Genomic DNA, 22,509 nt, shown 5'->3' on the forward strand with positions numbered 1-22,509 from the left:
GCGCTTTAGCTGGCGGCTCGCACTCTTGGTGCGGTGATCGCGTCTGCCCATTGCGCTGACGATGTCATCCGTCGATAGAGAGAGTCGGGGATCGTCGATCCGATTGCGGTCTCCGGAAAAAATAGAAAATCCCTGTGCCCGCCCAATCCAAACTTTGGATGTGGGATCTGCCAGCCGGCCGAGTACGGAAGGTACTGGTCGTCGAGATACATGGTGCCGCGATAGCCGAGCTCTTCGAAAAACGAGAACAGCCGGCCGGCGTCCGCAGAGACGCTCTCGAACTGGACGAGAGGACGATGGGTTTCGATCGAACGCCTCGCGCCTTCGAGGACGCTGAGCTCGTGCCCTTCCACGTCGCATTTGATGAACCTGAGATTCGGCAATTCGAAATCATCGAGAACGGCGAGCGGGACGGAGATCAGTTGATCGCCGGGATGGCTCCGCTCCTGGCACAATGAGGCGCTTCCGACGCCAATGCCCTGCCGTGTGAGTTGGGCGTCGCCGTAGTGATCGGACAGGGCGGTCTCCCAGGTTGCGACGTTGGCCAGGTCGAAGCTCTGTTTTCGGGATTGGATATATCTGACCATCTCGGGCTGAGGTTCGAAGGCGTGCACTCTCCCGGATCGCCCGACCGCACGGGATAGCCAAAAAGAATAGATGCCCTTGTTTGCGCCGACATCGACCACGGTCGCCCCTCGGAGATCGAGCGACGCCAAGGTCTTCAGAGCCAGCCTTTCGGTGTGAAACCTGTAACGCAAACACCGAATAAAAAAATGCGCGTCATCAAAATTCATCGAGAGTAACCCCTCGAAACAAGGCTATCCCTCAAGGGGGGAGAACTCAATTTGCGATTTTAGTTGCGGCGCAGCGGCGACCAGCCGTTGACGACCGCCTACGATCGGGAGTCTGATCCGCGGCCATGGGCATCGGCAGGACATCGACGAGCTCGCGCGCATGGAGCGCATCTGCCGCCAGTTGGCGGAGCAGGACACTCTATCCGCCAGCCCCTATCGGAAATTCACCGCAAAATCAGATGATTGGCGGGCGCTCTCAAGCTGCGTTCCACCATCGCAATTGCCGGAGACACCCTCACTTCTGGCTGAAGTGCACAACGCCTTCCCAATCCTCCGGCGGGGGCTCCAGCACGAAGCCGATCACCCGCGACAGATAGAGTCCGGCCACCACGTCATCGGGATGATCCGCGGCAAACGCTTCCAGTGCGTCCAGCGTGCCGAGCCAATTTTTGTGGGCGTAGACCTCGTAGACACGATTCCAGTCCTCGACGAGCCGCACCATGTCCGGCGTCGCGCGCAGGTCTTCCGGACCTTCGTGCATGCCGAGCAGCTCGAACACGTCCAGCGGCCTGACGGCACCTTTGGGCTGGCTGCGGTCGACCCGACGGAACAGGAATTGGTCCGAGCAGACGTCCGCGATGTCGCCGCTCGCCAGGATGCCGGTGCCGTAATGCTTGTTCAGCCCTTCCAGGCGCGAGGCGATGTTCACGGTGTTGCCGATCGCCGTGTAGTCGATCCGGTCCGACGATCCGACATTGCCCAGCACCGCCTCGCCGACGTGAACCCCGAAGCGGGTCTGCCAGGCCGTCATGCCCTGTTCGGTCCAGCGCGCGTTCAGGCGCCGCAACGCGACGCGACATTTGAGGGCCGTAGCGCAGGCCAAGTGCTCGTAGCGCGGCACCGATTGCGGCGCATTCCAGAACGCGAACACGGCATCGCCGATGTACTTGTCGACCGTGCCGCCCTCCCTGATGATCAGGGACGCCAGCTCCTCGAAATACTCGGAGAGCTTGATCATCAGCGTTTCCGCCGGCATTTCGCCGGAGAATTGCGTGAAATCCCTGATGTCGCTGAACAGGATGCTGACGCGTCGCGTCGCGCCGCCGACCTCGAGCGAGCCGCCCCTTTGCACGAGCTCCCGGACCAGCGCCTTGGGCACGAATTTCGTCACCTCGCGAATGGCGCCCTTCATGCCCGCCATCGATTTGATCAGCTTGTTGACCTCGCGGACCCGCGAGCCGAGCTGGATGGGGTCGGCAAGCTGGAACGCCTGGATCAACTCGGCTTCCTTGGACAGCCGCCTGAGCGGCTTGGAGATCGAATGCGCGAAATAGATGATGGCCGGCAGCGCCAGGATGAACACCAGCAGTGCGGCTAAAATGCTTCGCGCGGCGGCATGGGCCAGCGGTCCGACAAAGTCCGAGAAGGGCGCCGCATAGAGCACGTAGAAGCTGGTTCCATCGCGGCCGACCTGCTGCACCACGGTCGACAGATATTCCGCGCCGTCGACATCGAGATGCGCCAGCTCGTAGGGACCCTCGCGCTTGAACACCTGCATCGCTTCACGCACGACAGGATCGCTGAGATCGGCCGTCGTTGCCAGTTCGACCGTGCGCATCTCGTGGCTGATGGTGACCTTGAACATCCGGTCGGGATCGAAATGGGCGAGCAGGCGGTTCTGCTCGTCGAATCCGACGAAGCGTTGCTTGTCGTTCGATCTGACCGAGCGGACATAGGCCATCAGCCGGTCGAGCGTGATGTCGACACCGATGGCGCCGCCCTCGAAGGCGCGTGACAGGGTCATTCCGATCTGGTCGGTCGCGGCGAACAGATAGGGTGGGGTGCGAACCACCCGTTCCTGCTGCGCGCGCGCATCGCGATACCAGGCGCGGAGCCGCGGATCGAAAGTCGCCGCCTGATCGCCGGGCGCCGCGATCTGCCGGCCCTCGCCATCGAGAAATCTCCAGGTCTCCATGCGATTGCCGCTGTCGGAACGAATCTCGCGAACCGCGAACCGTGTCGCCGCAGAAGCACCCATTCTCTCGACAAAGGATTTCTCGGCATCCGTGATCGACAGAACGTGAAAGAAGTTGCCGTTCTCGTAGCCCGCATACACCGCGGAGATCTGCGGATTTATCGCCAGGCTGGACAGGATCATTTTCAGGATCGGATCCTTGGATCCGCGCGGGTCGCGCAGGAGAGGGGTGTCGCCCAATTGCTGCGCGATCAGAAACGGTGCCGCAAAGAAGGCCAGGCGGCGCTCATTGATCCGGGCGATCTTCTCCTTGAACGTCTCGCTGGCGACACTGAGCGCGTTCCTGCGGTTCTGAATGTAGTCCGCGATGGTGACGCCTGCGCCCACCAGCAGGGCGGCACACAGGAACATCGTCAGGATGGTCGCGAACAGCGTGATCCGCGGGTCGCGTGTCGAAGAGGAATTCGTGCGAACTGATCCCTCCATGATCGCCCTCAAGGTTGGGACAGGTCGACGATCCGCTTGGACAGATAGTCGACCCAGTAGCGGATGAACGGATCGGACTCCTCCAGCTTCCGCCGCAGCGTCTCCTCGCTCACGCGGATCACCTCGCATCCCCGAATCGTGGCGGCGGTCGCGCCGCGCCTTGCGTCGGCCATCAGCGTGTGCATGCCGAACATCTGTCCGGGCTTCAGCGCGATCACCGCGCGCGGCGTGCCGCCTCCGCTCGCAGCGCGAAGCGTCACGTCGCCCTGCAACAGGATAAAGGCGGCCGCGCCAAGATCCCCTTCGGCGAAGATCGTTTCCCCCGCGGCAAAGGTCAGGCGGTCAAAACCTTGCCAGACTGCCTGAACGGAGGACGTTTCTGCCATGACACGCGACTGGTTTCTTCGGTGAATCGGCGGTGGCGCTCGCTGGAGCGGGCGAGCGGACGACGTCCTGGACCGTCTCCTGTCCGACGATCGCGGCCGCGCCGTTCTCGACATTGCCGAACCAGATCGTCGAATCGAAGCCATGCTTGGCTGCGTAGTCGCGGAAAGCGCTTGAGATGACCCGGACCCGCATTGTAGGCGTCACGCGCCATCCGCCGCAGGTTGAATAGCCTGCCTATGCGCTTTGTGCCTGTGCAGTTTGTGCCAATGTTCGCGCGTGGCCGGCGCAAGTTGCCGCAGATGGACAGGCCGGACGCGCACCAACGCAGAGGCCGAATCCTGTGTGGGATGAGTGGCGTGTCGCTTTGACTCGATCCATCCGATCGGCGCTTCGACGCGTGCGATGGATTTCGGAATAATGGTAGTTTACTCCTGTTTTGCCCGACGAGTCAAAATCGCGTTGCGGGACGCGCAAACCCTCGCTCCGGCACGGGTCGGGCTACATGGGGTTGTTTTCACGATTTTTGTTGGCGGGCCGGCACTTGGCTTCTAAAGGACTGAAAACGCAGCTGTTTCCGGTGGAACTTTTTCCTCGCCGCCGCGTTGTTTGACCATGGCTGAAGATCTTTCCTTCCGACGCAAACCCCTGACACCGGAACAGCGCCAGGCGCGCGATGCGGCTCGCCGGATCGAGGCCGAGCAGGCCATGCGCGACCACCAGGAGGCGCAGCGGGCGTTTCATGCCAATCGCGAACGGCTGAGGGCCGAGCGGCTCGCCCGTGAGGCGGCCGCGGCCAAGGGCTGATCAGGCCTCCTGGCCTAGTGCCGGCTGGGTGGGCGCGCCGCGCTCAGGACGATCTTGAGGGCCTGGACGGCGCCAGCGAGTGCACCGCGATGCGATGACTGGGCTTCGATGGCTTCCGCTGCGACGCGGCAGTCGTCGGCGACTTTCAGCAGCCCGGTTCGTGCCAGGTCCATGGTCGAAAGCGCGGCCTGCTCCAGGCACACGCGCTCGAGGCGTCGAAATTCCCGCAGCTCTCTGTTCATGCGTCGGCTCTCGTCATCCCTGCGGACTATGCGGCCGTGAGTCTGCTTAACAAACAGTAAACATCACCACTTAACCGATCAGGCTGGTGCGAAGCTGACCCTTGCCAAGGGGGCTCGGGGCCGGTGCGCCGGGAGGCTTGACGGCGTGTGGCTTCCGCCGGAAGATTCAAATGATCCTCAATTGACGAGAACCACGGAGACGTTCGCTCCCAGTCCAGACCCTCATCAAGCGAAAACGCAATGGAGCTGACCATGACCACGTTCGACAAGCGCGAGCAGGGCTTTGAGGCCAAATTCGCCCACGACGAGGAATTCATGTTCAAGGCCACGGCCCGGTCCAACAAGCTGCTCGGCATGTGGGTCGCGAGCCAGCTCGGGCTGAGCGGGGAGGCTGCGGCGGGCTATGCGACGGCGCTGGTGACGGACAATCTGGAGAGCCAGACGAGCGACGAGATCCTGAGCCGGGTCGCGGGCGATCTTGCCAGCAAGGGCGTCTCGCGGGCGCAGGTCGCCGAGAAGCTCCGGGAGTGCCTGTATCAGGCCATGCAGCAGCTCGACAGCAGCGGATAGGGCGATCGCCCTGTCACTCGGCCTGCTTGCGCATGGTGGAGTCGCTGAGCCTGTCGACGTAGGCGATCCCGATCGCCGAGACGATGAAGGTGAGGTGGATCGCTACCTGCCACATCACGCCGGTCTCGGTGAAGCCGGCGCGGTCAGAGCCGAGATTGCCGGCCTCGATGAAGGTACGCAGCAGCGCGATCGAGGAGATGCCGATGATCGCCATCGCAAGCTTGATCTTGAGCACGCTGGCATTGACGTGGCCGAGCCATTCCGGCTCGTCGGGATGGCCCTTAAGGTCGAGCCGCGAGACGAAGGTCTCGTAGCCGCCGACGATCACCATCACCAGCAGGTTCGAGATCATCACGACGTCGATCAGCGCAAGCACGCTCATCATGATCTGCTGCTCGGTGAGATCGATGGCGTGCCAGGAGAGGTGCCAGAGCTCCTTGAGAAACAGCACGATGTAGACGCACTGCGCCACGATCAGCCCGAGATAGAGCGGCAGCTGCAGCCAGCGCGAGCCGAAGATGATCATCGGCAGCACGCCGAGGCGCGGCACGGGAGGGCGGGGTCCGGCCCCGGTTTCAGGCTCAACCGACATTGCGGCAGCATCCGCGCGTCTGGATCATCTCGCACTCCCTTAACCCGGCCAGATGGCCGGCGGAAGACGTTGGCGGCGCCAGCGGGCTTTGGCGGCATGCTATCGTGCCACGCGGCCGCCGCTCAGTCGGCGCGGATCGGGAGGTTGGCAGTGTCTCGCAGCTTTGGCAGGACGTTCGGCAAGATTGCAATCGCGGCCGCCTCGATGCTCAGCGCCGGCGCGACCGAGGTATCGGCGACGCCGCTGACGCCATTTCGCGACGAGGCGCAGGCGCAGCGGTATTGCCCGGGCGACAAGGTGGTGTGGCTGGATTTCAGGAAGGGCGTCTATTACCGCAAGGGACAGCGGCGCTACGGCCAGGGTTTTGATGGCAGCTTTGTCTGCTTGAATGAAGCCCGCGACAGTCTCTACCGCCGATCGCTATTGGGTGTGCGCTGAACGGCACGGGCCTGAGCTTCTGCGGGATGCCCGGCTATTTCTGGCTCGGCAGCGTCACCGGCACGTGCGGGGCGGTGCTGACGACCCGGGAGCTTCCGTCGGAATAGGTGCGGTCGCCGCGGATCAGCGATTCCAGGACCAGGAAGAATTTTTCGGCTAACATGTGCGTCACCCTCGTTGGTGATGGCCTCTTCAAATGAGTCGAGGCGCCGACGCGGAAATTCAATCAACTAAACGGGAGCAGGGCAATCCCGGATCAGTACGCATGCTGCGTCGCAATAGCGCAGCGGTCTGACATCGCCAACGGGTGAGGGTCAGGCGAAGGCCAGCGCCATCAGGCTCGAGCAGAGCAGCACGAAGCCGCCAGCAGTCAAAGCCAGGAAGCCACCGGACACAAGATCATGGGATACGAGGTCATGGTTGCTGTGCATGGGACACCTGCTGCTCTCGTCTTCGATGCTCGATCGGATTGATTAAAATTGTCCGAACGCGCCGTCTTCAAAGAGGTAATGCAATGTCACCCGCGCGAGTGCCTTCAGGCCCTCGTACGGTAGCCTTCAAACGCATGGGCCAGGAAGATCCCCGCGCTAACCAGACCCATCAGTGCTGAAACCGTCTCGATCATCGTTAAATTCCAATCCCGCCCCTGCACGCGAGAAAACGCGGGCGGCCTTGCACAGTCAAAAGAATTCCGGTGAAGCCAGCGACAATGGGGGTGGAGTGAGGATTTGGCGCAACAGCTTGTTCAGGACTGGCACAGAGAAAGCCGCCGCTGATCCGTAGATCAACGGGGGAGAGGCGAACGTCCTGTTTACCATCCCGGCGCGAACGCTGTGGGCTCCCCATTTCCGCCGTGTTCGGGTTGCGTTATCGTCACGACTTCCGAAAGCGGTGGTGGGCCGCCTCGGAGCTGAAGGACCGGAAGGCGCTTCCCGTAGCTAAAGCGGGTTGGGTTCGTCTCCGGCGAAATGGTATTTGGGGCGAATGGGGATCCGACGGTCAGATTCGGTGGTGCGGGCCGCGCGGTGCGTTGCGGCGGTCGCCACCTGCCTCGCGCTCGCCAATTGCGCCTCGTCCAACAAGTTCGCCAGCCGCGTCGATCCGAAATACGGCGTCTCGTCGAGCCCTCGGGTCGTGGCCTGGGGCGATCCCGTTCCCAAGGGCGGCGGCACCTACCGCGTCGGCAAGCCCTATATGGTGGCCGGGCGGACGTACGTGCCGGAAGAGGACGTCAACTACCGTGCCGAGGGCATGGCGTCCTGGTACGGCGACGATTTCCACGGCCGCCAGACCGCCAATGGCGAAGTGTTCGACATGGGCTCGCTGACGGCGGCGCATCCGACCCTGCCGATGCCGTGCTATGCACGGGTAACCAACCTCTCCAACGGCAAGTCGCTGATCGTGCGCGTCAATGACCGTGGGCCGTATCATGGCAACCGGCTCATCGACGTCTCGAACAAGGCTGCCGAACTGCTTGAATTCAAAGGCAATGGCGTCGCCAGGGTGCGCGTCGAATATGTCGGCCGGGCGCCGCTCGAAGGCTCCGACGACCGCCAGCTGATCGCGACCTTGCGCACTGGCGTTCCGGCGCCGTCGCCCTCGATGGTCCGGGTCGCCTCGGCGAGGCCCTTCGTGCCGGAGCTGCCGACATCGAGCCGCGGCGCCATCCGTGGCGAGGTGCCGATGCCGGAGGGCCGGCCCTATAGCCTCGGCAACACCTCCGCTGATGTCGCCTCGATCAATGCCACCTCGGAGATGTCGGCCTCGAGCCGCAGCCGGGGCCGGGCGCTCCAGAACGCCCGCCAAGTGTCCTATGACAGGGACGGCCGCTACAGCTCGGACAACGGCCCGTCGGCGGCCTATGTCTCCGATAGCGGTGCAGCCGAGGCCCGCAGCATCCTGACCGGCCGCGGCCTGTACTAGGCCGCACTGCTTTCCCTCAGGAATCGGATCAGCGCGGCGTTGACCTCGTCGGGCCGCTCCTGCTGCACCCAATGGCCGGCCCCCTCGATGATCAGTTTCCGCGTGAGATTGGGCAGCACGCGCTCGAGCTCGTTGATGCGCTTGGCGCCGATCAGGCCGGTGATGACGGCATCCTTCGCGCCGGCAATGAAGAGGGAAGGCTGGTCGATCTGCGCATCCTGCCAGGGCGCCGTCAGCTCCCAATTGCGGTCGAGGTTGCGATACCAGTTCAACCCGCCGCGGAAGCCGGACTTGCGGAAGGCTTCGGTGAAATGGGCAAGATCGGCTTCGCTCAGCCACGCCGGCAACGGCTCCTCTCCCGTCGCGTGGGCGAGAAAGCCCTTGCCCTCCGGCACGAACATCGCGGCCGACGGATCGGCCAGTCCGCGTCCACCGAGCACGACGCGCATGGTGCGGGCGACGTCATGCTCGAACTCGGCCTCGGCGACGCCTGGGGTCTGGAAATACTGCCAGTAGAAATTGGTCACGCCGTTCTGGCGCAGCAGATCGAGCGGCCTGCCGCGGCCACGGAACGGCGGCGGCACGCTCAGGCCTGCGACCGCCGTGAAGATGTCGGGGCGAAACAGCGCCGCGTGCCAGGCGACCGGCGCGCCCCAATCATGGCCGATCACCGTCGCCCTGGTCTCGCCGAGTGCCTTAACCAGGCCGACGATGTCGCCGACCAGATCGAAGATCGAGTAGGCGGCCACGTCAGGCGGTGCCGCACTCTGGCCGTAGCCGCGCATGTCGGGCGCGACAACATGAAAGCCGGCGGCGGCGATTGCCGGGATCTGGTGCCGCCAGGAGTACGACAGTTCCGGCCAGCCATGGCAGAGCACCACCAGCGGTCCCTGGCCCGCCTCGCGGATGAAGAGGTCGATCCCATTGGCCTTGATCATCCGCGTGGAGGACATCGCTTTTCCGCCTTGTTTCAGGGGTCTGTTCGGGGAACATGAGGTGCCACGATAGGGACGCGAGGAGAATCGTGCAATCTCGGGGCAAGCGCCGATCCTCGTTGTTCGCACCGGTTCCAACTGTTAGAACGCCGCTCTCAGGGCTTCGCCATGGCATTTCGTCTCATTCCGCTCGGTCGCACCCGCTTCACAGCCGGCGCGTTGGCGCGCGGGCTGATCGCGACGGCCATCGCGATGAGCCTCAGCTGGGGCGGGGTGCTCTATGCCGCCAACCAGAGCGTCCAGGGCGCCAAGAAGGCGGAAGATGCCGGCTTCGACGGTGACGCTCCGACCGCGATCCTGATCGAGGCCTCCAGTGGCAGCGTCCTGTTCGAGAAGAACGCCGACGAGCTGCGCGCGCCCTCCAGCATGATGAAGCTCGTGACCGCCGAGGTCGTGTTCAACGCGATCAAGAAGGGCGACGTCAAGCTGACCGACGAATATCGGATCAGCGAGAACGCCTGGCGCAAGGGCGGCGCGCCCTCGGGCGGCTCGACCATGTTCGCCGCCATCAACAGCAAGGTCTCGGTCGACGACCTCCTGCACGGCGCCATCATCCAGAGCGGCAACGATGCCTGCATTGCGCTTGCCGAAGGCATCGCCGGCAGCGAGCGGATCTTTGCCGCCGATTTCATGACCAAGCGCGCCCGCGAGCTCGGCATGACCAAATCGACCTTCGGCAATTCCAACGGCTTGCCCGACCCCGGCAACAAGATGACGGTACGCGAGCTCGGCATCCTCGCCCGCCACATCATCCTGGACTTCCCGGAATTCTATAAGCTGTTCGGCGAGAAGGAGTTCACCTGGAACAAGATCCGCCAACCCAACCGCAATCCGCTGCTCAACTCGATGGAAGGCGCTGACGGCTTGAAGACGGGCTACACCAAGGAAGGCGGCTACGGGATGGTCGGCTCGGCCGTGCAGAACGGCACGCGGCTGATCGTCGTGGTCAACGGTCTCGAAGACCCCGAGGACCGCGCCACTGAAGCCAAGAAGATGCTGGAATGGGGTTTTCGCAATTTCGAGACCCGTACGCTGATCGCGGCCGACCAGCAGGTCGGCTACGCCAAAGTGTTTGGCGGCGACAGCCGTTCGGTCAAGCTCGTCGCCAAGACGCCGGTGAAGGTGATGGTGCACAAGAACGGCAACGACAAGCTGATCGCGCGCGTCGTCTATAACGGCCCGGTGCGCGCACCTGTCCAGGAGGGGCAGCAGGTCGGCGTCGTCAGGGTCTGGCGCAGCGGCAACATCGCGGTGGAGACGCCGGTTTATGCGGCCGAAGCGATCGGCACCGGCTCGACGATGCGGCGCGCCATCGACGGCGCCAGCGAGCTCGTGATCGGCATGTTCCGCGCAGGCGCCGAGAAGCTCTGATCATGATCGAGAGCGCAGGGCAGCGGCCGTCCGGACGCGGACGCTTCATCACCTTTGAAGGCGGCGAGGGGGCGGGCAAGTCGACCCAGATCAAGAAGCTCGCCGACCGGCTCAATGCGGCCAAGCTGCGCACGCTCGTCACACGCGAGCCGGGCGGGTCGCCGGGTGCCGAGATCATGCGCCATCTGGTGTTGTCCGGGATGGGCAAGCTGCTCGGCCCCGAGGCCGAGACGCTGCTGTTTGCCGCCGCGCGCGACGATCATGTCCGCACCGTGATCGCACCCGCGCTCAACCAGGGCACCTGGGTGCTGTGCGATCGCTTCGCCGATTCGACGCGGGCCTATCAGGGCAGCCTCGGCAGCGTGCCGGCCGGGCTGATCAACGCGATGCAGCGTGTCACGATCGGCGATTTGAAGCCGGACCTCACCATCATCCTCGACCTGCCGGTCGAGATCGGCCTGCAACGCGCCGCCGCACGGCGGGGCAACGACACACCTGACCGGTTCGAGAGCGAGCAGCTCGGCTTTCACCAGGGCCTGCGCGAGGCCTATCGCAAGATCGCCGCAGACGATCCGGCGCGCTGCGTGCTGATCGACGCCAATTCCGATCCGGATACGGTCGCCGGCCGGGTCTGGACCGCGTTGCGCGAACGTCTGCTGCCGACGCCGGCCTCGGTGGTGTCGGCATGAGCCCGCGTCAGGCCGAGCGCGAAAGCGCCATTCCGCATCCGCGCGAGACCAGCCTGCTGTTCGGCCATCGCGAGGCCGAGACCGCGTTGCTTGCGGCCTATCGCAGCGGGCGGATTCCGCATGCCTGGCTGATCGGCGGACCGCAGGGGATCGGCAAGGCGACGCTCGCTTATCGCATGGCGCGCTTCGTGCTCACCCACGGCCAGCCGCTGTCGGGCGCCGTGCAGCGCTTCGAGAGCCTCGCGATCAATCCTGATGACGCCGTGGCGCGGCAGGTCGCCGCAAGCTCGCATGGCGGGCTGTTGACGCTGGAGCGCACGGCCAACGATCGCGGCGTGATGCGCACGGTCATCACGGTGGACGAGACCCGCGAGACGATCGGCTTCTTCGGCTCGACCGCGGCGGCCGAGGGTTGGCGTGTCTGCATCGTCGACACCGTCGACGAACTCAATCCGAATGCGGCCAATGCGCTCCTGAAGATCCTCGAGGAACCGCCGCAGCAATCGCTGTTTCTCCTGGTCAGCCACGCGCCTGCGCGGGTTCTCGCCACCATCCAGTCACGCTGCCGCAAGCTGCGCCTGCGGCCGCTGGCAACGGACGAGGTGATCGGCGCGGCCGCCGTGGCCGCCGAGCTCGATCCGAATGATCCGGCGCTGCGCGATGCAGCCGAGGCGTCGGAAGGCAGTGTTGCGCGGGCGCTGACGCTGCTTGGGGGCGATGCGCTGAAACTCCAGCAGCGCACGGCTGCGCTCTTGGCGCGCCTGCCTGAGGTCGATCCGCGCGAATTGCACACGCTCGGCGATTCGCTTGGCACCAGCGACCGCGTCGCGCTTGCGGCCTTCATTGACGGCATCGATCGCTGGATCGCGGACCGCCTGCACGCGGACGGAGCCAATGCCAACCAGAACCTGCCGCGCCTTGCGCGCCTTGGCGAGGTATGGGAAAAGATCGTCCGCGCCGCGCGCGACACCGAAACCTACAATCTGGAGCGAAAGCCCTTGGTTTTCTCGGTGTTCGGCTGGCTGGCGGACGCAACGCGCTAGGCGCAAGTCGTTTCCAAATTTTGATTGGCCGGTAAGGGAATTCGTCGTGGCAGCGCGAACTAAGAAAACAGTCAAGAACAATAGCGGCAAGAAGGCTGCCAAGAAGTCTGTGAAAAAAGCTACGAAGAAGATCCAGCGCTCCTCTATCGCGGAGCAGAAGGCAGCTGCCGATAAGGAGCGTGAGCGAAAAAAGCAAGCGGCTGAAAAGGCAGCAGCAAGGAAAGAACGCGAGCGCAAGAAGAAAGCAGCAGCGAAAGAACGGGAACGTAAGCGGAAGGCAGCGGAAAGAGCTGCCGCCGAGAAGCAGCGCGAGCGGAAGAGGAAAGCCGCCAAGCGGGCGGCGGCAAAGAGAGAGCACGAACGCAGGAAGAAAGCTGCTGCGAAGGAGCGCGAGCGTAAACGGAAGGCAGAGGAGAAAGCTGCCGCCGAGAGAGAGCTCAAACGGAAGAAGGAAGAAGCCGAAAAGGCAGCAGCAAAGAAAAAACGTGACCGCAAGAAGAAGGCAGTTGAGAAGGAACGCGAACGGAAGACTCCCGAAGGGAGGACAAGAAAGAGGCGAAGCCCCAAAGAGAAGATTGTCGAAAAGGAACCGGTCGAAGACACGCAAGAGCCAGAACTCGAGCGGCGGCCTGCCGAGTCTATATATGCCCGCGAAAACGTCTTCTACATCACGACCGCGATCGCCTATCCCAACGGCAGCCCCCATATCGGTCACGCCTATGAGGCGATTGCAACCGACGTGCTGGCGCGCTTCGCGCGGCTCGACGGCAAGGATGTGTTCTTCCTCACCGGCACCGACGAGCACGGATTGAAGATGGTGCAGACCGCGCAGAACGAGGGCCTGACCCCGGCTGCGCTCGCCACCCGCAACGCCGGCCGCTTCAAGGCGATGGACGAACGTTTGAACGTGTCGTTCGACCGCTTCATCCGCACCACCGAAGAGCAGCACCATCGTTCCAGCCGGGAGATCTGGCGGCGCATGGCGGAGAACGGCGACGTCTATCTCGACAGCTATGCGGGGTGGTACTCGGTCCGCGACGAAGCCTATTACGCCGAGGAAGAGACACGGCTGAATGACGACGGCGCGCGCTTGGGACCGCAGGGCACGCCGGTCGAGTGGGTCGAGGAGAAGAGCTATTTCTTCCGCCTCTCGGCCTATCAGGACAAGCTGCTGAAGCACTACGAGCAACATCCGGATTTCATCGGCCCGGATGCGCGCCGCAACGAAGTGGTGAGCTTCGTCAGGAGCGGCCTGCGCGATCTATCGATTTCGCGGACCACCTTCGACTGGGGCGTCAGGGTGCCCGGCGATAACGAGCACGTGATGTATGTCTGGGTCGATGCACTGACCAATTATATCACAGGTGTCGGATTTCCCGACGGTGGCGACAAGAACTGGCGCTATTGGCCGGCCGACGTGCACGTCATCGGCAAAGACATTATCCGTTTCCACGCCGTGCACTGGCCGGCGTTCCTGATGTCAGCCGGCATTCCGTTGCCGAAGCGGGTCTATGCCCACGGCTTCCTGTTCAACAGGGGCGAGAAGATGTCGAAGTCGGTTGGCAACGTCGTCGACCCCTTCAATCTCGCCGACCAGTATGGCGTCGACCAGATGCGCTATTTCTTCCTGCGCGAGGTGCCGTTCGGGCAGGACGGCAATTACAATCACGAGGCCATCGTCGCGCGCATCAACGCCGATCTCGCCAATGATCTCGGCAACCTCGCGCAGCGCTCGCTGTCGATGATCGCAAAACAACTCGGCGGCGTGCTGCCGCAGCCCGGCGAGTTCAGCGACAACGATAAGGCGATCCTGGCGATGGCCGACGGCATGATTGCCGCGTCGCGCGAAGCGATGGCGACGCAGCAGATCCATCATTGGCTCAACGCCGTGTGGGCCGTGGTGGCTGAAGCCAACCGCTATTTCGCGGGCGAGGCGCCGTGGGCGCTGGCCAAGACCGATCCGGCACGCCAGAGGACGGTGCTTTACGTCACCGCCGAAGTCGTGCGCCAGATCGCGATCCTGGCGCAGCCGGCGATGCCGACCGCCTCGGGCCTACTGCTCGACAGCCTCGGTATCCCCGCGGGCGAGCGCAGTTTTGCGATGCTCGGCGGCGCCAAGCGGATCGCGCCGGGCTCGACGCTGCCGGCGCCGACGCCGGCGTTCCCGCGCTACATCGAGCCGGCGGCCTAGAGGCGTTCGCAAAATGCTGGTCGACAGTCACTGCCATCTGGATTTTCCGGACTTCGCGGAGGATCTTGACGGGATCGTCTCGCGTGCACGTGCGGCCGGCCTTGGCCGCATGGTCACGATCTCGACCCGGGTGCGAAGACTGAATCAGCTTCTGGCCATCGCGGAACGCTATGACGACGTCTATTGCACGGTTGGCACCCATCCGCACAATGCGGATGAGGAGGACGGCATTTCGCCGGACGAGCTGATCGCGCTGGCAGAGCATCCGAAGGTGGTTGCCCTCGGCGAAGCGGGGCTCGACTATTTCTACGACAACGGTTCGCCGGAGGCGCAGGCGAGGGGCTTTCGCGCCCACATCGCTGCTGCCCGCGCCACCGGGCTGCCGCTCGTGATCCACACCCGCGAAGCCGATGAGGATTGCGGTCGCATCCTCGAGGAGGAGGCGGCGAAGGGATCGTTTAACGCCGTGCTGCATTGCTTCACGGGCGGGCGCGAGTTGGCGCTGAAGGCGGTGTCGCTTGGGCTCTATATCGGCTTCACGGGCATCCTGACCTTCAAGAAGTCGGAAACCCTGCGCGCGCTTGCGGCCGAACTGCCGTCCGACCGTATTCTGGTTGAAACAGACTCCCCCTATCTTGCGCCGGGCAAGTTCCGGGGCAAACGTAACGAGCCCGCCTATGTGGTCGAGGTCGCAAAAGTGCTCGCCGAAACGCGCGGCGTGTCGTTCGAGGAGATCTCGCGCCAGACCAGTGACAACTTCTTTCGCCTGTTCTCGAAGGTGAAAGCCTGAATTTGGGAGCCTCATGACACTGACGCTGACGATCCTGGGTTGCGGCTCCTCCGCCGGCGTGCCGCGCCCGGCGCTCGGCTGGGGTGCCTGCGATCCCAACAATCCCAAGAACCGCCGCCGCCGCTGCTCGCTGCTGGTCGAGCAGACTGGCGAGCACGGCACGACGCGAATCGTTATCGACACGTCGCCCGACCTGCGCGAGCAGCTCATCGATGCCGACGTCGATCACATTGATGCGGTGTTTCTAACTCACGAGCATGCCGACCAGACCCACGGCATGGATGATCTGCGCTCGGTCGTACTCCATATGCGCAAGCGCATTCCGACGTATTTCAATCAGTCGACCGCCAAGGACATCATGGCGCGGTTCTCCTATTGCTTCATCTCGCCAGAGGGCAGCGATTATCCGCCGATCCTGACGCGACATTCGATCGAGGCGGGTGAAACCCAGACCATCTTGGGGAAGGGCGGCGCGGTGAAGATGACCGCCTTCCTGGTCCAGCACGGCCAGATCCCCGCACTCGGCTATCGCATCGGCAATGCCGCCTACACGCCCGATCTCAACGACATCCCGCGCGAGAGCTGGGGGGCCTTGGAAAACCTCGATCTCTGGATCGTCGACGGTCTGCGCTACACCCAGCATTCCAGCCATTTCAGCATCAACGACGCGCTGTCCTGGGTCGAGCGCTTCAAGCCGAAGCGTGCTGTCATCACCAACATGACCGCCGATGTCGACTACGAGGTGATCCGGCAATCGCTACCCGCGGGCGTGGTGCCCGCACACGACGGTATGCTGCTGGAGACGCACTGAACCTATCCAGTGGGAATTTGCCGCAGGGCGGCATGCTCCTTGCTTTCGCAGGGCTCATCGTGTTGGTCTAACGTCTGAAGGACAGGCGTTGGCAGGTGGCGATAATCAGGCGAGGCGAGCCGATCGCCGGATTTGATTGCGCCGCAGGACGAGGATGGGGCCGCGTGGCAGGGCACAGCGACGACGTAAATTCTGTTGGACCGGTCCGACGTGCTCTGGATCTGCTTTATCTCGGCTCGGGCATTGCTGCCGGTGTCTTCCTGGTCGCGATCTTCGCAATCATGATGGTGATGTCGGTCGGGCGGCAGTTCGCGCTCAACATCCCGGCCGGCGATGATTTTGCATCCTGGTGCATGGCCGCGATGGCGTTTCTCGGTCTTGCCCACACTTTCAAGCGCGGCGAAATGATCCGCGTCGGCTTGCTGCTGGAGCGCTTGCACGGGCGCACCAAGCAGGTCGCGGAGATCGTGGCGCTCGGCATCGCGACGGCCTTCGTGGTCTACTTCACCCGACACGCAGTGCAGATGACCTACGATTCCTGGCGTTTCAACGACGTGGCGCAAGGCGTCGTCGCGCTTCCGCTCTGGATTCCGCAGCTTGGCTTTTCCGGCGGTCTCGTGATCCTGTCGATCGCGCTGATTGACGAGATGGTCAATGTCATCGGCGGCAACCGGCCGAGCTACGACAAGGGCTCCCCGGACGAAACGCCGGACGAATTCATCGAACGCATCTCGCAGGGCGGCGGAGGTTGACCATGGCCAATCTCGGCATGATCGAGCTGTCGTTCGTCCTGCTCGGCGTCATGATCCTGCTGCTCGGCAGCGGCATCTGGATCGCGGTCTCGCTCGGGCTCGTCGGCTTCGTGGCGATGGCGCTGACCACGAGCCTGCCGCTCGGCTCGGTGCTTGCAACCACCACCTGGAGCGCGAGCTCGTCCTGGACGCTGGCCGCGTTGCCGCTGTTCATCTGGATGGGCGAGATTCTCTTCCGCACCAAATTGTCGGAGGAAATGTTCCGCGGCCTGTCGCCCTGGGTTCAGTGGCTGCCCGGGCGCCTGACCCATGTCAACGTGATCGGCTGCGGCATCTTCGCGGCGGTGTCGGGCTCTTCGGCTGCGACCTGTGCGACCATCGGCAAGATCGCGCTGCCCGAGCTCGACAAACGCGGCTACGACAAGGGCCTGAGCCTCGGCTCGCTCGCGGGCTCCGGCACGCTTGGCCTTCTGATTCCACCCTCGATTCCGATGGTGGTTTATGCGGTCACGGCGAACGTCTCCGTGCTCCAGGTGTTCCTCGGCGGCTTCCTGCCGGGCGCACTCGTGATGGCGCTCTATTCCGGCTACATCATCATCTGGTCGCTCTTGAACCCGAGCAAGATTCCGCCGCGCGATCCGCCGATGCCGTTTCGCCGGAAGCTGCAGGAATCCGCCAAGCTCGTTCCGTGCCTGCTGTTGATCCTGGCCGTCTTTCTCTCGCTGGTGCTGGGCTTTGCGACCGCGACCGAATGTGCCGCCTGGGGTGTCGCGGGCGCGCTGCTGCTCGCATGGTGGAGCGGCACGCTCACGCGCAAGACCTTCGCCGATAGCGTCATGAGTGCGACGCGTCTCACTTGCATGATCATGCTGATCCTGGCGGGTGCCGCCTACACCACGGCGGCGATGGCCTATACCGGGATTCCCGCAGCGCTTGCCACCTGGGTCCAGGGGCAGCAGCTCACGCCCGGCATGCTCGCGCTCTATCTGAGCATCATGTACATCATTCTCGGATGCCTGATCGACGGCATCTCCATGATCGTGCTGACCGCGGTCATCGTGCTACCGATGGTGAAACAGGCCGGGCTCGATCTGGTCTGGTTCGGCGTCTATCTCATCATTCACGTCGAGATGGCGCAGATCACGCCGCCGGTCGGCTTCAATCTGTTCGTGCTCCAGAACATGAGCGGCCGCGATACTTTTACCGTCGCGCGCGCAGCGTTCCCATTCTTCGTCCTGCTGCTGGCCGCCGTATTCATCATCACCGAATATCCGCAGATCGTGTTGCTGTTGCCAAAACTCGCTTTCCCCGACTGATCTCAATTCGACCGTGAGGAGAAGTCCGATGAAGTCTCGTCTCATTCGCGCCGGCCTGATTGCCGGCGTCCTGCTCGCCGCAGCGCCCGCTTTGGCCCAGACCAAATGGAATCTGCCGGCAGCATACCCTGCCGACAATCCGCACTCGGAGAATCTGGTCGCCTTCGCCAAGGACGTCGAAGCTGCGACATCCGGCAAGCTCCTGATCACGGTTCATCCGAACGCATCGCTATTCAAGGCGCCTGACATCAAGCGCGCGGTCGTCACCGGGCAAGCCCAAATGGGCGAACTGCTGCTGTCGATCCACGAGAACGAGGACCCGATGTTCGGCATCGACGTCGTGCCGTTCCTCGCCACGAGCTTCCCTCAGGCGATGAAACTGTATCAGGCGTCCAAGCCGATGATCGAAAAGAAGCTGGACGCGCAGGGTCTCAAACTGCTGTTCGTCGTTCCCTGGGCGCCGCAGGGCGTCTATGTCAACAAGCCGCTCGCCACGATCGAAGACATGAAGGGGCTGAAATGGCGCGCCTATAATGTCGGGACCGCGCGCATCGGCGAACTGGTCGGTGCCCAGTCGGTGACGATCCAGGCGGCCGAGCTGCCGCAGGCGCTCGCGACGGGCGTGGTGAATTCCTTCATGTCGTCGGGCGGTACCGGCTACGATTCCAAGGCCTGGGAGTCGCTGAAATATTTCTATGACGTGCAGGCCTGGATCCCGAAGGACTACACTTTCGTCAACAAGGCGGCGTTCGAGGCGCTCGACAAGCCGACCCAGGAAGCGATCCTGAAGGCCGCTGCGACCGCAGAGACGCGCGGCTGGAAGGCCTGGGAGGAGAAGGCCAATTGGTACATCGATCAGCTCAAGGCCAAGGGCATGACGGTCGAGGCGCCGAGTCCGGCGTTGAAGGCCGGATTCCAGAAGGTCGGCGAGCAGCTCACGGCCGACTGGCTCAAGAAGGCTGGCGCTGACGGACAGGCCGTGGTTGACGCCTATAAGAAGATGTGAGGAGCGTGCGCGGGTGAGGGCGTCTGCTCACCAAGTGTAGCGCAGCACAGCCTTGCCGGTATAGGAGCGCATCAGGCTCGAAATCTCGCTGTCGAAGCTCGTCGAAGCGGACCAGCCATTGATTGCGCGGAGCTCGAGCGCAATGCCTGAGAGCGCCGAGTTCGGCGCGATCGCTGTGGTGCCGATCGCGAAGCCTTGGCCGGACACGGCCTGAAACACTGCGGGCACTGACTGCGTCGCGCTGAAATCATGCGCCCAGGCGAGACGTCCGCGCAGATCGAAGAGACTGCCGGCCATCAGAAACGTCGTGCTGGCGCGCAGGCCGAGCTCGCTGCGACGGTCGGTGAAGCTGTTGCTGCTGGAGGTCGCCGCGAATTGATCGGCCGCGTAAGCCGGCTGGCCGGAATTCGCGGCGAGGCGGAACATCGTGATCTGGCCGGCTGCGTAGGGCGTGATGCCGAGCCATGGCGTCCCGATGCGATAGCCGCTCTCGATGCGGCCGGAATAGGCGTTGGCATTGACCGCGGCGTTGAGCTGGTCGCTCCCGGCCGGCGTCGCCGCATGATCGCTGGTGATGGCCTGCCAGCCATAGGCCAGCGCGGTCGCGACATAGGCCGATCCGATCGTATGCCTGACGAAGGTCCCGGCCTGGAACAGATCGGAGCGGCCGCTGGAAAAGTTGTTGGCGAAGCCGGTGCCGCCGCCGGCGAGCGCAAAACCGATGCGCGTCTGTGGCGAGAGCGAATAGTCGGCACCCACCGCAGTGGCAAAACTGCGGCTGGTCGAACCGCTGCCGCTGGTCGACATTTGCGAACCGCCGAAGCCCGAGGCCCAGATGCTCCAGTGCGGCGCTGCGAGCGACGGCTTGCCGTAGATCGCCTCATAGGCCTCGCGTCCGACGCCGCCATGGGTGCGGTCGTTGCCCAGATCGGCATAGGCCGCGAGCTCCGCGTCGAATTCGGCCCGTCCGATGCCGCGCCCGTCGACGGCGGGATCGAGCAGGGTCTGGGTGAACTGTGTCATTGCCAGGAACGTGGCCTGCGCCGTCTCGGTCTGCGCGCCACGGCTATCGGCACCACCGCCAAACGCCTGCCGCATGCCAAAGCGCCCCGCGCCGGCAAGACCTCCTGGAGGACCTGGCGGCTCGCCGTTCCAGCCATAGTTCGGCTGCATGCCGCCAGGGCCACCGCCGTTGCCGAACGGCGCGCCGCCGATTCCAGACCCTGCCGGCCCGCCAAACATCGGACCACCCGGGCCACCACCGAAATTGTTGAGGCCGGCGGGGGCATTCGAGCCCGGGCCCGGAGCGCCAAAACTCTCGGCGCCTCCGAACGCGCCAAACTCGCGCATGACCTGCGCGTCCGCCGAGCGCGGCAGCAGCAATCCGGCTGTCAATAGCAGCAGCGCCAGACGCACACAGGCGTCTGCGCTCACGACACCAACCGCATGAAGCGCCCCAACCGCGCCGTCCGCCAGCCGCGCAGCTCGCGCGGCGAATCAGGTGGAGACGGCGAATCCGACGGGAGAGAATCGTAAATGCGTCTCTAACGTTTTCCAATCTTTTCTTGGTGTGTCCTGATGTCGTCAAACATACACGATCAGTTTCAGGACGAATCACGATTGCTGCGCTGACACAGGGTCAATACGCACTTCTACGGGACCACGAAGTGAGATCAGGCCGAGATCGCCTTCGCCGATCCGACCTCGTTGCGGAGCAGGAATTTCTGGATCTTGCCGGTCGAGGTCTTTGGGATCGGCCCGAACACGACGGCCTTCGGCGTCTTGAAGCCACTCATATGGCCGCGGCAGAAGGCGATGATGTCGGCCTCCGTCGTGCTGGCGCCGTCCTTCAACTCGACAAAGGCGCAGGGCACTTCACCCCATTTCGGATCGGGCTTTGCGACGACCGCCGCAAACAGCACGGCCGGATGCTTGTAGAGGATGTCCTCGACCTCGACGGAGGAAATATTCTCACCGCCGGAGATGATGATGTCCTTGGAGCGGTCCTTGATGATGACGTAGCCATGCTCGTCGAGCACGCCGAGGTCGCCGGTGTGAAACCAGCCGCCTTCGAAGGCTTCCCTGGTCGCCTTCTCGTTGTTGAGATAGCCCTTCATCACGATGTTACCGCGGACCATGACCTCGCCGATGGTCTCGCCGTCGCGCGGGACTTGCCTCATGGTCTGCGGATTGATGACGGTGACGCCTTCCTCGAGCGGGTAGGGCACGCCCTGCCGTCGCTTCATCCGTGCGCGGTCGGCGGCCGGAAGATCGTCCCAGCCAGGCTGTTCGGCGCAGACGGAGGCGGGGCCGTAGACCTCGGTCAGGCCGTAGACATGCGTGAGCTTGATGCCGATATTTTCCGCGCCTTCGAGCACGGCGACAGGCGGGGCGGCGCCGGCGATCAGGCCGACGACGCGGCGAGCGCCGCCGTCCTTCGGCGCATCGGGTGCGTTGATCAGCGTGTTGTAGACGATCGGCGCGCCGCACATGTGGGTGACGCCATGCGTCCTGATCAGCTCGAAGATCTTCGTCGGCTCGACCTTGCGCAGGCAGACATTGATGCCGGCGGCCGCCGCAATGGTCCACGGAAAGCACCAACCGTTGCAGTGGAACATCGGCAGCGTCCAGAGATAGACCGGATGCTGGCCGAGTTGGCCTGCAAGGATATTGCTGACGGCGTTCAGATACGCGCCGCGATGATGGGTGACGACGCCCTTGGGATTGCCCGTGGTGCCCGAGGTATAGCTCAGCGCGATCGCGTCCCATTCGTCGCTCAGTGGAATCGCGGTGAAGCCGGGATCGCCCTGCGCGACGGCCGCCTCATATTCGATCTCGCCGATGCGCATTCCCCCCTTGAAGGCGGCATCGTCGACGTCGATCACGAACGGCCTTGGCCCGCTCATCTGCGCGAGCGCATCGGTGATGACGCCGGAAAACTCGGGATCGACCAGGATGATCCTGGCGCCGCCGTGATCGAGCTGAAATGCGATCGAGGGCGCATCGAGGCGGATGTTGAGCGCATTGAGCACACCGCCGGTCATCGGCACCGCAAAATGCACCTCGTTCATCGCCGGGATGTTCGGCAGCATCGCCGCCACCGTGTCGCCGACGCCAATGCCCTTGCCGGCGAGATAGGACGCAAAGCGCCTACAGCGCTCGTAGGTCTGCGCCCAGCTGAAGCTGCGGCCTTCATAGACGGTACTGACGTGATCGGGATAGACCGCGGCGCTGCGCGCGAGAAAGCTCAGCGGCGACAGCGGCACGTAGTTGGCGGGGGTCTTGTCGAGGCCGATATTGTACTGGTTCTGCCGCCCACTCATCGACATCCTCC

22 protein-coding genes are annotated in these 22,509 nt (G+C 63.8%); 13 read left to right on the forward strand and 9 right to left on the reverse strand.

Annotated features, from left to right (window positions below):
- Positions 1-5: 5 nt before the first annotated feature.
- From IC761_RS18205 to IC761_RS18215, 3 genes are all read right to left on the reverse strand, one after another.
- Positions 6-794 (reverse strand): FkbM family methyltransferase, encoded by a 789-nt coding sequence (locus IC761_RS18205; protein WP_246791265.1) that lies wholly within the window; start codon positions 792-794, stop codon positions 6-8.
- A gap of 295 nt (positions 795-1,089) precedes the next feature.
- Complete coding sequence (locus IC761_RS18210; protein WP_195798039.1) at positions 1,090-3,255, reverse strand: adenylate/guanylate cyclase domain-containing protein; 2,166 nt, start codon at positions 3,253-3,255, stop codon at positions 1,090-1,092.
- An 8-nt stretch (positions 3,256-3,263) separates the two neighbouring features.
- On the reverse strand, positions 3,264-3,641 hold the full coding sequence (locus IC761_RS18215) for a Crp/Fnr family transcriptional regulator (RefSeq protein WP_195798040.1): 378 nt from the start codon (positions 3,639-3,641) through the stop codon (positions 3,264-3,266).
- Positions 3,642-4,254: 613 nt separating this feature from the next.
- Here IC761_RS18215 and IC761_RS18220 point away from each other — a divergent pair.
- Positions 4,255-4,446: a hypothetical protein gene (locus tag IC761_RS18220; RefSeq protein ID WP_195798041.1), complete on the forward strand. Its 192-nt coding sequence runs from the start codon at positions 4,255-4,257 to the stop codon at positions 4,444-4,446.
- 14 nt (positions 4,447-4,460) lie between these two features.
- Here the strand turns inward: IC761_RS18220 and IC761_RS18225 are convergent, their stop codons facing one another.
- Complete coding sequence (locus tag IC761_RS18225; protein ID WP_195798042.1) at positions 4,461-4,688, reverse strand: hypothetical protein; 228 nt, start codon at positions 4,686-4,688, stop codon at positions 4,461-4,463.
- Between the two features lie 252 nt (positions 4,689-4,940).
- On the opposite strand from IC761_RS18225, the gene IC761_RS18230 reads away from it, so the two are divergent.
- Positions 4,941-5,258, forward strand: a complete 318-nt coding sequence (locus IC761_RS18230; RefSeq protein WP_195798043.1) for a DUF1476 domain-containing protein — start codon at positions 4,941-4,943, stop codon at positions 5,256-5,258.
- Positions 5,259-5,271: 13 nt separating this feature from the next.
- Here the strand turns inward: IC761_RS18230 and IC761_RS18235 are convergent, their stop codons facing one another.
- On the reverse strand, positions 5,272-5,850 hold the full coding sequence (locus IC761_RS18235) for a TIGR00645 family protein (protein ID WP_195798044.1): 579 nt from the start codon (positions 5,848-5,850) through the stop codon (positions 5,272-5,274).
- Between the two features lie 204 nt (positions 5,851-6,054).
- On the opposite strand from IC761_RS18235, the gene IC761_RS18240 reads away from it, so the two are divergent.
- Complete coding sequence (locus tag IC761_RS18240; RefSeq protein WP_438265141.1) at positions 6,055-6,288, forward strand: hypothetical protein; 234 nt, start codon at positions 6,055-6,057, stop codon at positions 6,286-6,288.
- A 34-nt stretch (positions 6,289-6,322) separates the two neighbouring features.
- Here IC761_RS18240 and IC761_RS36080 read toward each other — a convergent pair whose 3' ends face one another.
- Positions 6,323-6,451: a hypothetical protein gene (locus IC761_RS36080; RefSeq protein WP_283814440.1), complete on the reverse strand. Its 129-nt coding sequence runs from the start codon at positions 6,449-6,451 to the stop codon at positions 6,323-6,325.
- Positions 6,452-7,272: 821 nt separating this feature from the next.
- Here IC761_RS36080 and IC761_RS18245 point away from each other — a divergent pair.
- Positions 7,273-8,211: a septal ring lytic transglycosylase RlpA family protein gene (locus tag IC761_RS18245; RefSeq protein WP_195798046.1), complete on the forward strand. Its 939-nt coding sequence runs from the start codon at positions 7,273-7,275 to the stop codon at positions 8,209-8,211.
- Here IC761_RS18245 and IC761_RS18250 read toward each other — a convergent pair.
- Positions 8,208-9,164, reverse strand: coding sequence for an alpha/beta fold hydrolase (locus tag IC761_RS18250; RefSeq protein ID WP_195798047.1), 957 nt, complete (start codon positions 9,162-9,164; stop codon positions 8,208-8,210). The two genes, IC761_RS18245 and IC761_RS18250, sit on opposite strands and share 4 nt — an antisense overlap.
- Before the next feature lie 150 nt (positions 9,165-9,314).
- On the opposite strand from IC761_RS18250, the gene IC761_RS18255 reads away from it, so the two are divergent.
- The 9 genes from IC761_RS18255 to IC761_RS18295 all read left to right on the forward strand — a co-directional run bounded on the left by IC761_RS18255 (position 9,315) and on the right by IC761_RS18295 (position 19,175).
- Complete coding sequence (locus IC761_RS18255; protein WP_195798048.1) at positions 9,315-10,577, forward strand: D-alanyl-D-alanine carboxypeptidase family protein; 1,263 nt, start codon at positions 9,315-9,317, stop codon at positions 10,575-10,577.
- A 2-nt stretch (positions 10,578-10,579) separates the two neighbouring features.
- Positions 10,580-11,266: a dTMP kinase gene (gene tmk / locus IC761_RS18260; protein ID WP_195798049.1), complete on the forward strand. Its 687-nt coding sequence runs from the start codon at positions 10,580-10,582 to the stop codon at positions 11,264-11,266.
- The gene (locus IC761_RS18265) at positions 11,263-12,309 is read left to right on the forward strand and encodes a DNA polymerase III subunit delta' (protein WP_195798050.1); all 1,047 of its coding nucleotides are present in this window, start codon (positions 11,263-11,265) and stop codon (positions 12,307-12,309) included. Before tmk ends, IC761_RS18265 begins: the two co-directional genes overlap by 4 nt.
- 46 nt (positions 12,310-12,355) lie before the next feature.
- Positions 12,356-14,500, forward strand: a complete 2,145-nt coding sequence (gene metG, locus IC761_RS18270; protein ID WP_195798051.1) for a methionine--tRNA ligase — start codon at positions 12,356-12,358, stop codon at positions 14,498-14,500.
- A 13-nt stretch (positions 14,501-14,513) separates the two neighbouring features.
- Positions 14,514-15,290 (forward strand): TatD family hydrolase, encoded by a 777-nt coding sequence (locus IC761_RS18275; RefSeq protein WP_195798052.1) that lies wholly within the window; start codon positions 14,514-14,516, stop codon positions 15,288-15,290.
- Between the two features lie 13 nt (positions 15,291-15,303).
- Positions 15,304-16,101 (forward strand): MBL fold metallo-hydrolase, encoded by a 798-nt coding sequence (locus IC761_RS18280; protein ID WP_195798053.1) that lies wholly within the window; start codon positions 15,304-15,306, stop codon positions 16,099-16,101.
- 164 nt (positions 16,102-16,265) lie between these two features.
- Positions 16,266-16,853, forward strand: a complete 588-nt coding sequence (locus IC761_RS18285; protein WP_195798054.1) for a TRAP transporter small permease — start codon at positions 16,266-16,268, stop codon at positions 16,851-16,853.
- A 2-nt stretch (positions 16,854-16,855) separates the two neighbouring features.
- Positions 16,856-18,169 (forward strand): TRAP transporter large permease, encoded by a 1,314-nt coding sequence (locus IC761_RS18290; RefSeq protein ID WP_195798055.1) that lies wholly within the window; start codon positions 16,856-16,858, stop codon positions 18,167-18,169.
- Between the two features lie 28 nt (positions 18,170-18,197).
- On the forward strand, positions 18,198-19,175 hold the full coding sequence (locus tag IC761_RS18295; RefSeq protein ID WP_195798056.1) for a TRAP transporter substrate-binding protein: 978 nt from the start codon (positions 18,198-18,200) through the stop codon (positions 19,173-19,175).
- A gap of 27 nt (positions 19,176-19,202) precedes the next feature.
- Here IC761_RS18295 and IC761_RS18300 read toward each other — a convergent pair whose 3' ends face one another.
- Together IC761_RS18300 and IC761_RS18305 are read right to left on the reverse strand one after the other, a co-directional pair.
- Positions 19,203-20,609 carry an autotransporter outer membrane beta-barrel domain-containing protein gene (locus tag IC761_RS18300; protein WP_195798057.1) on the reverse strand — a complete coding sequence of 469 codons (1,407 nt, stop codon included), beginning with the start codon at positions 20,607-20,609 and terminating at the stop codon, positions 19,203-19,205.
- Between the two features lie 239 nt (positions 20,610-20,848).
- Positions 20,849-22,498 carry an acyl-CoA synthetase gene (locus tag IC761_RS18305; protein ID WP_195798058.1) on the reverse strand — a complete coding sequence of 550 codons (1,650 nt, stop codon included), beginning with the start codon at positions 22,496-22,498 and terminating at the stop codon, positions 20,849-20,851.
- Between the last annotated feature and the right edge of the window lie 11 nt (positions 22,499-22,509).

This window comes from Bradyrhizobium commune, assembly GCF_015624505.1.
GTDB classification, from domain to species: domain Bacteria; phylum Pseudomonadota; class Alphaproteobacteria; order Rhizobiales; family Xanthobacteraceae; genus Bradyrhizobium; species Bradyrhizobium commune.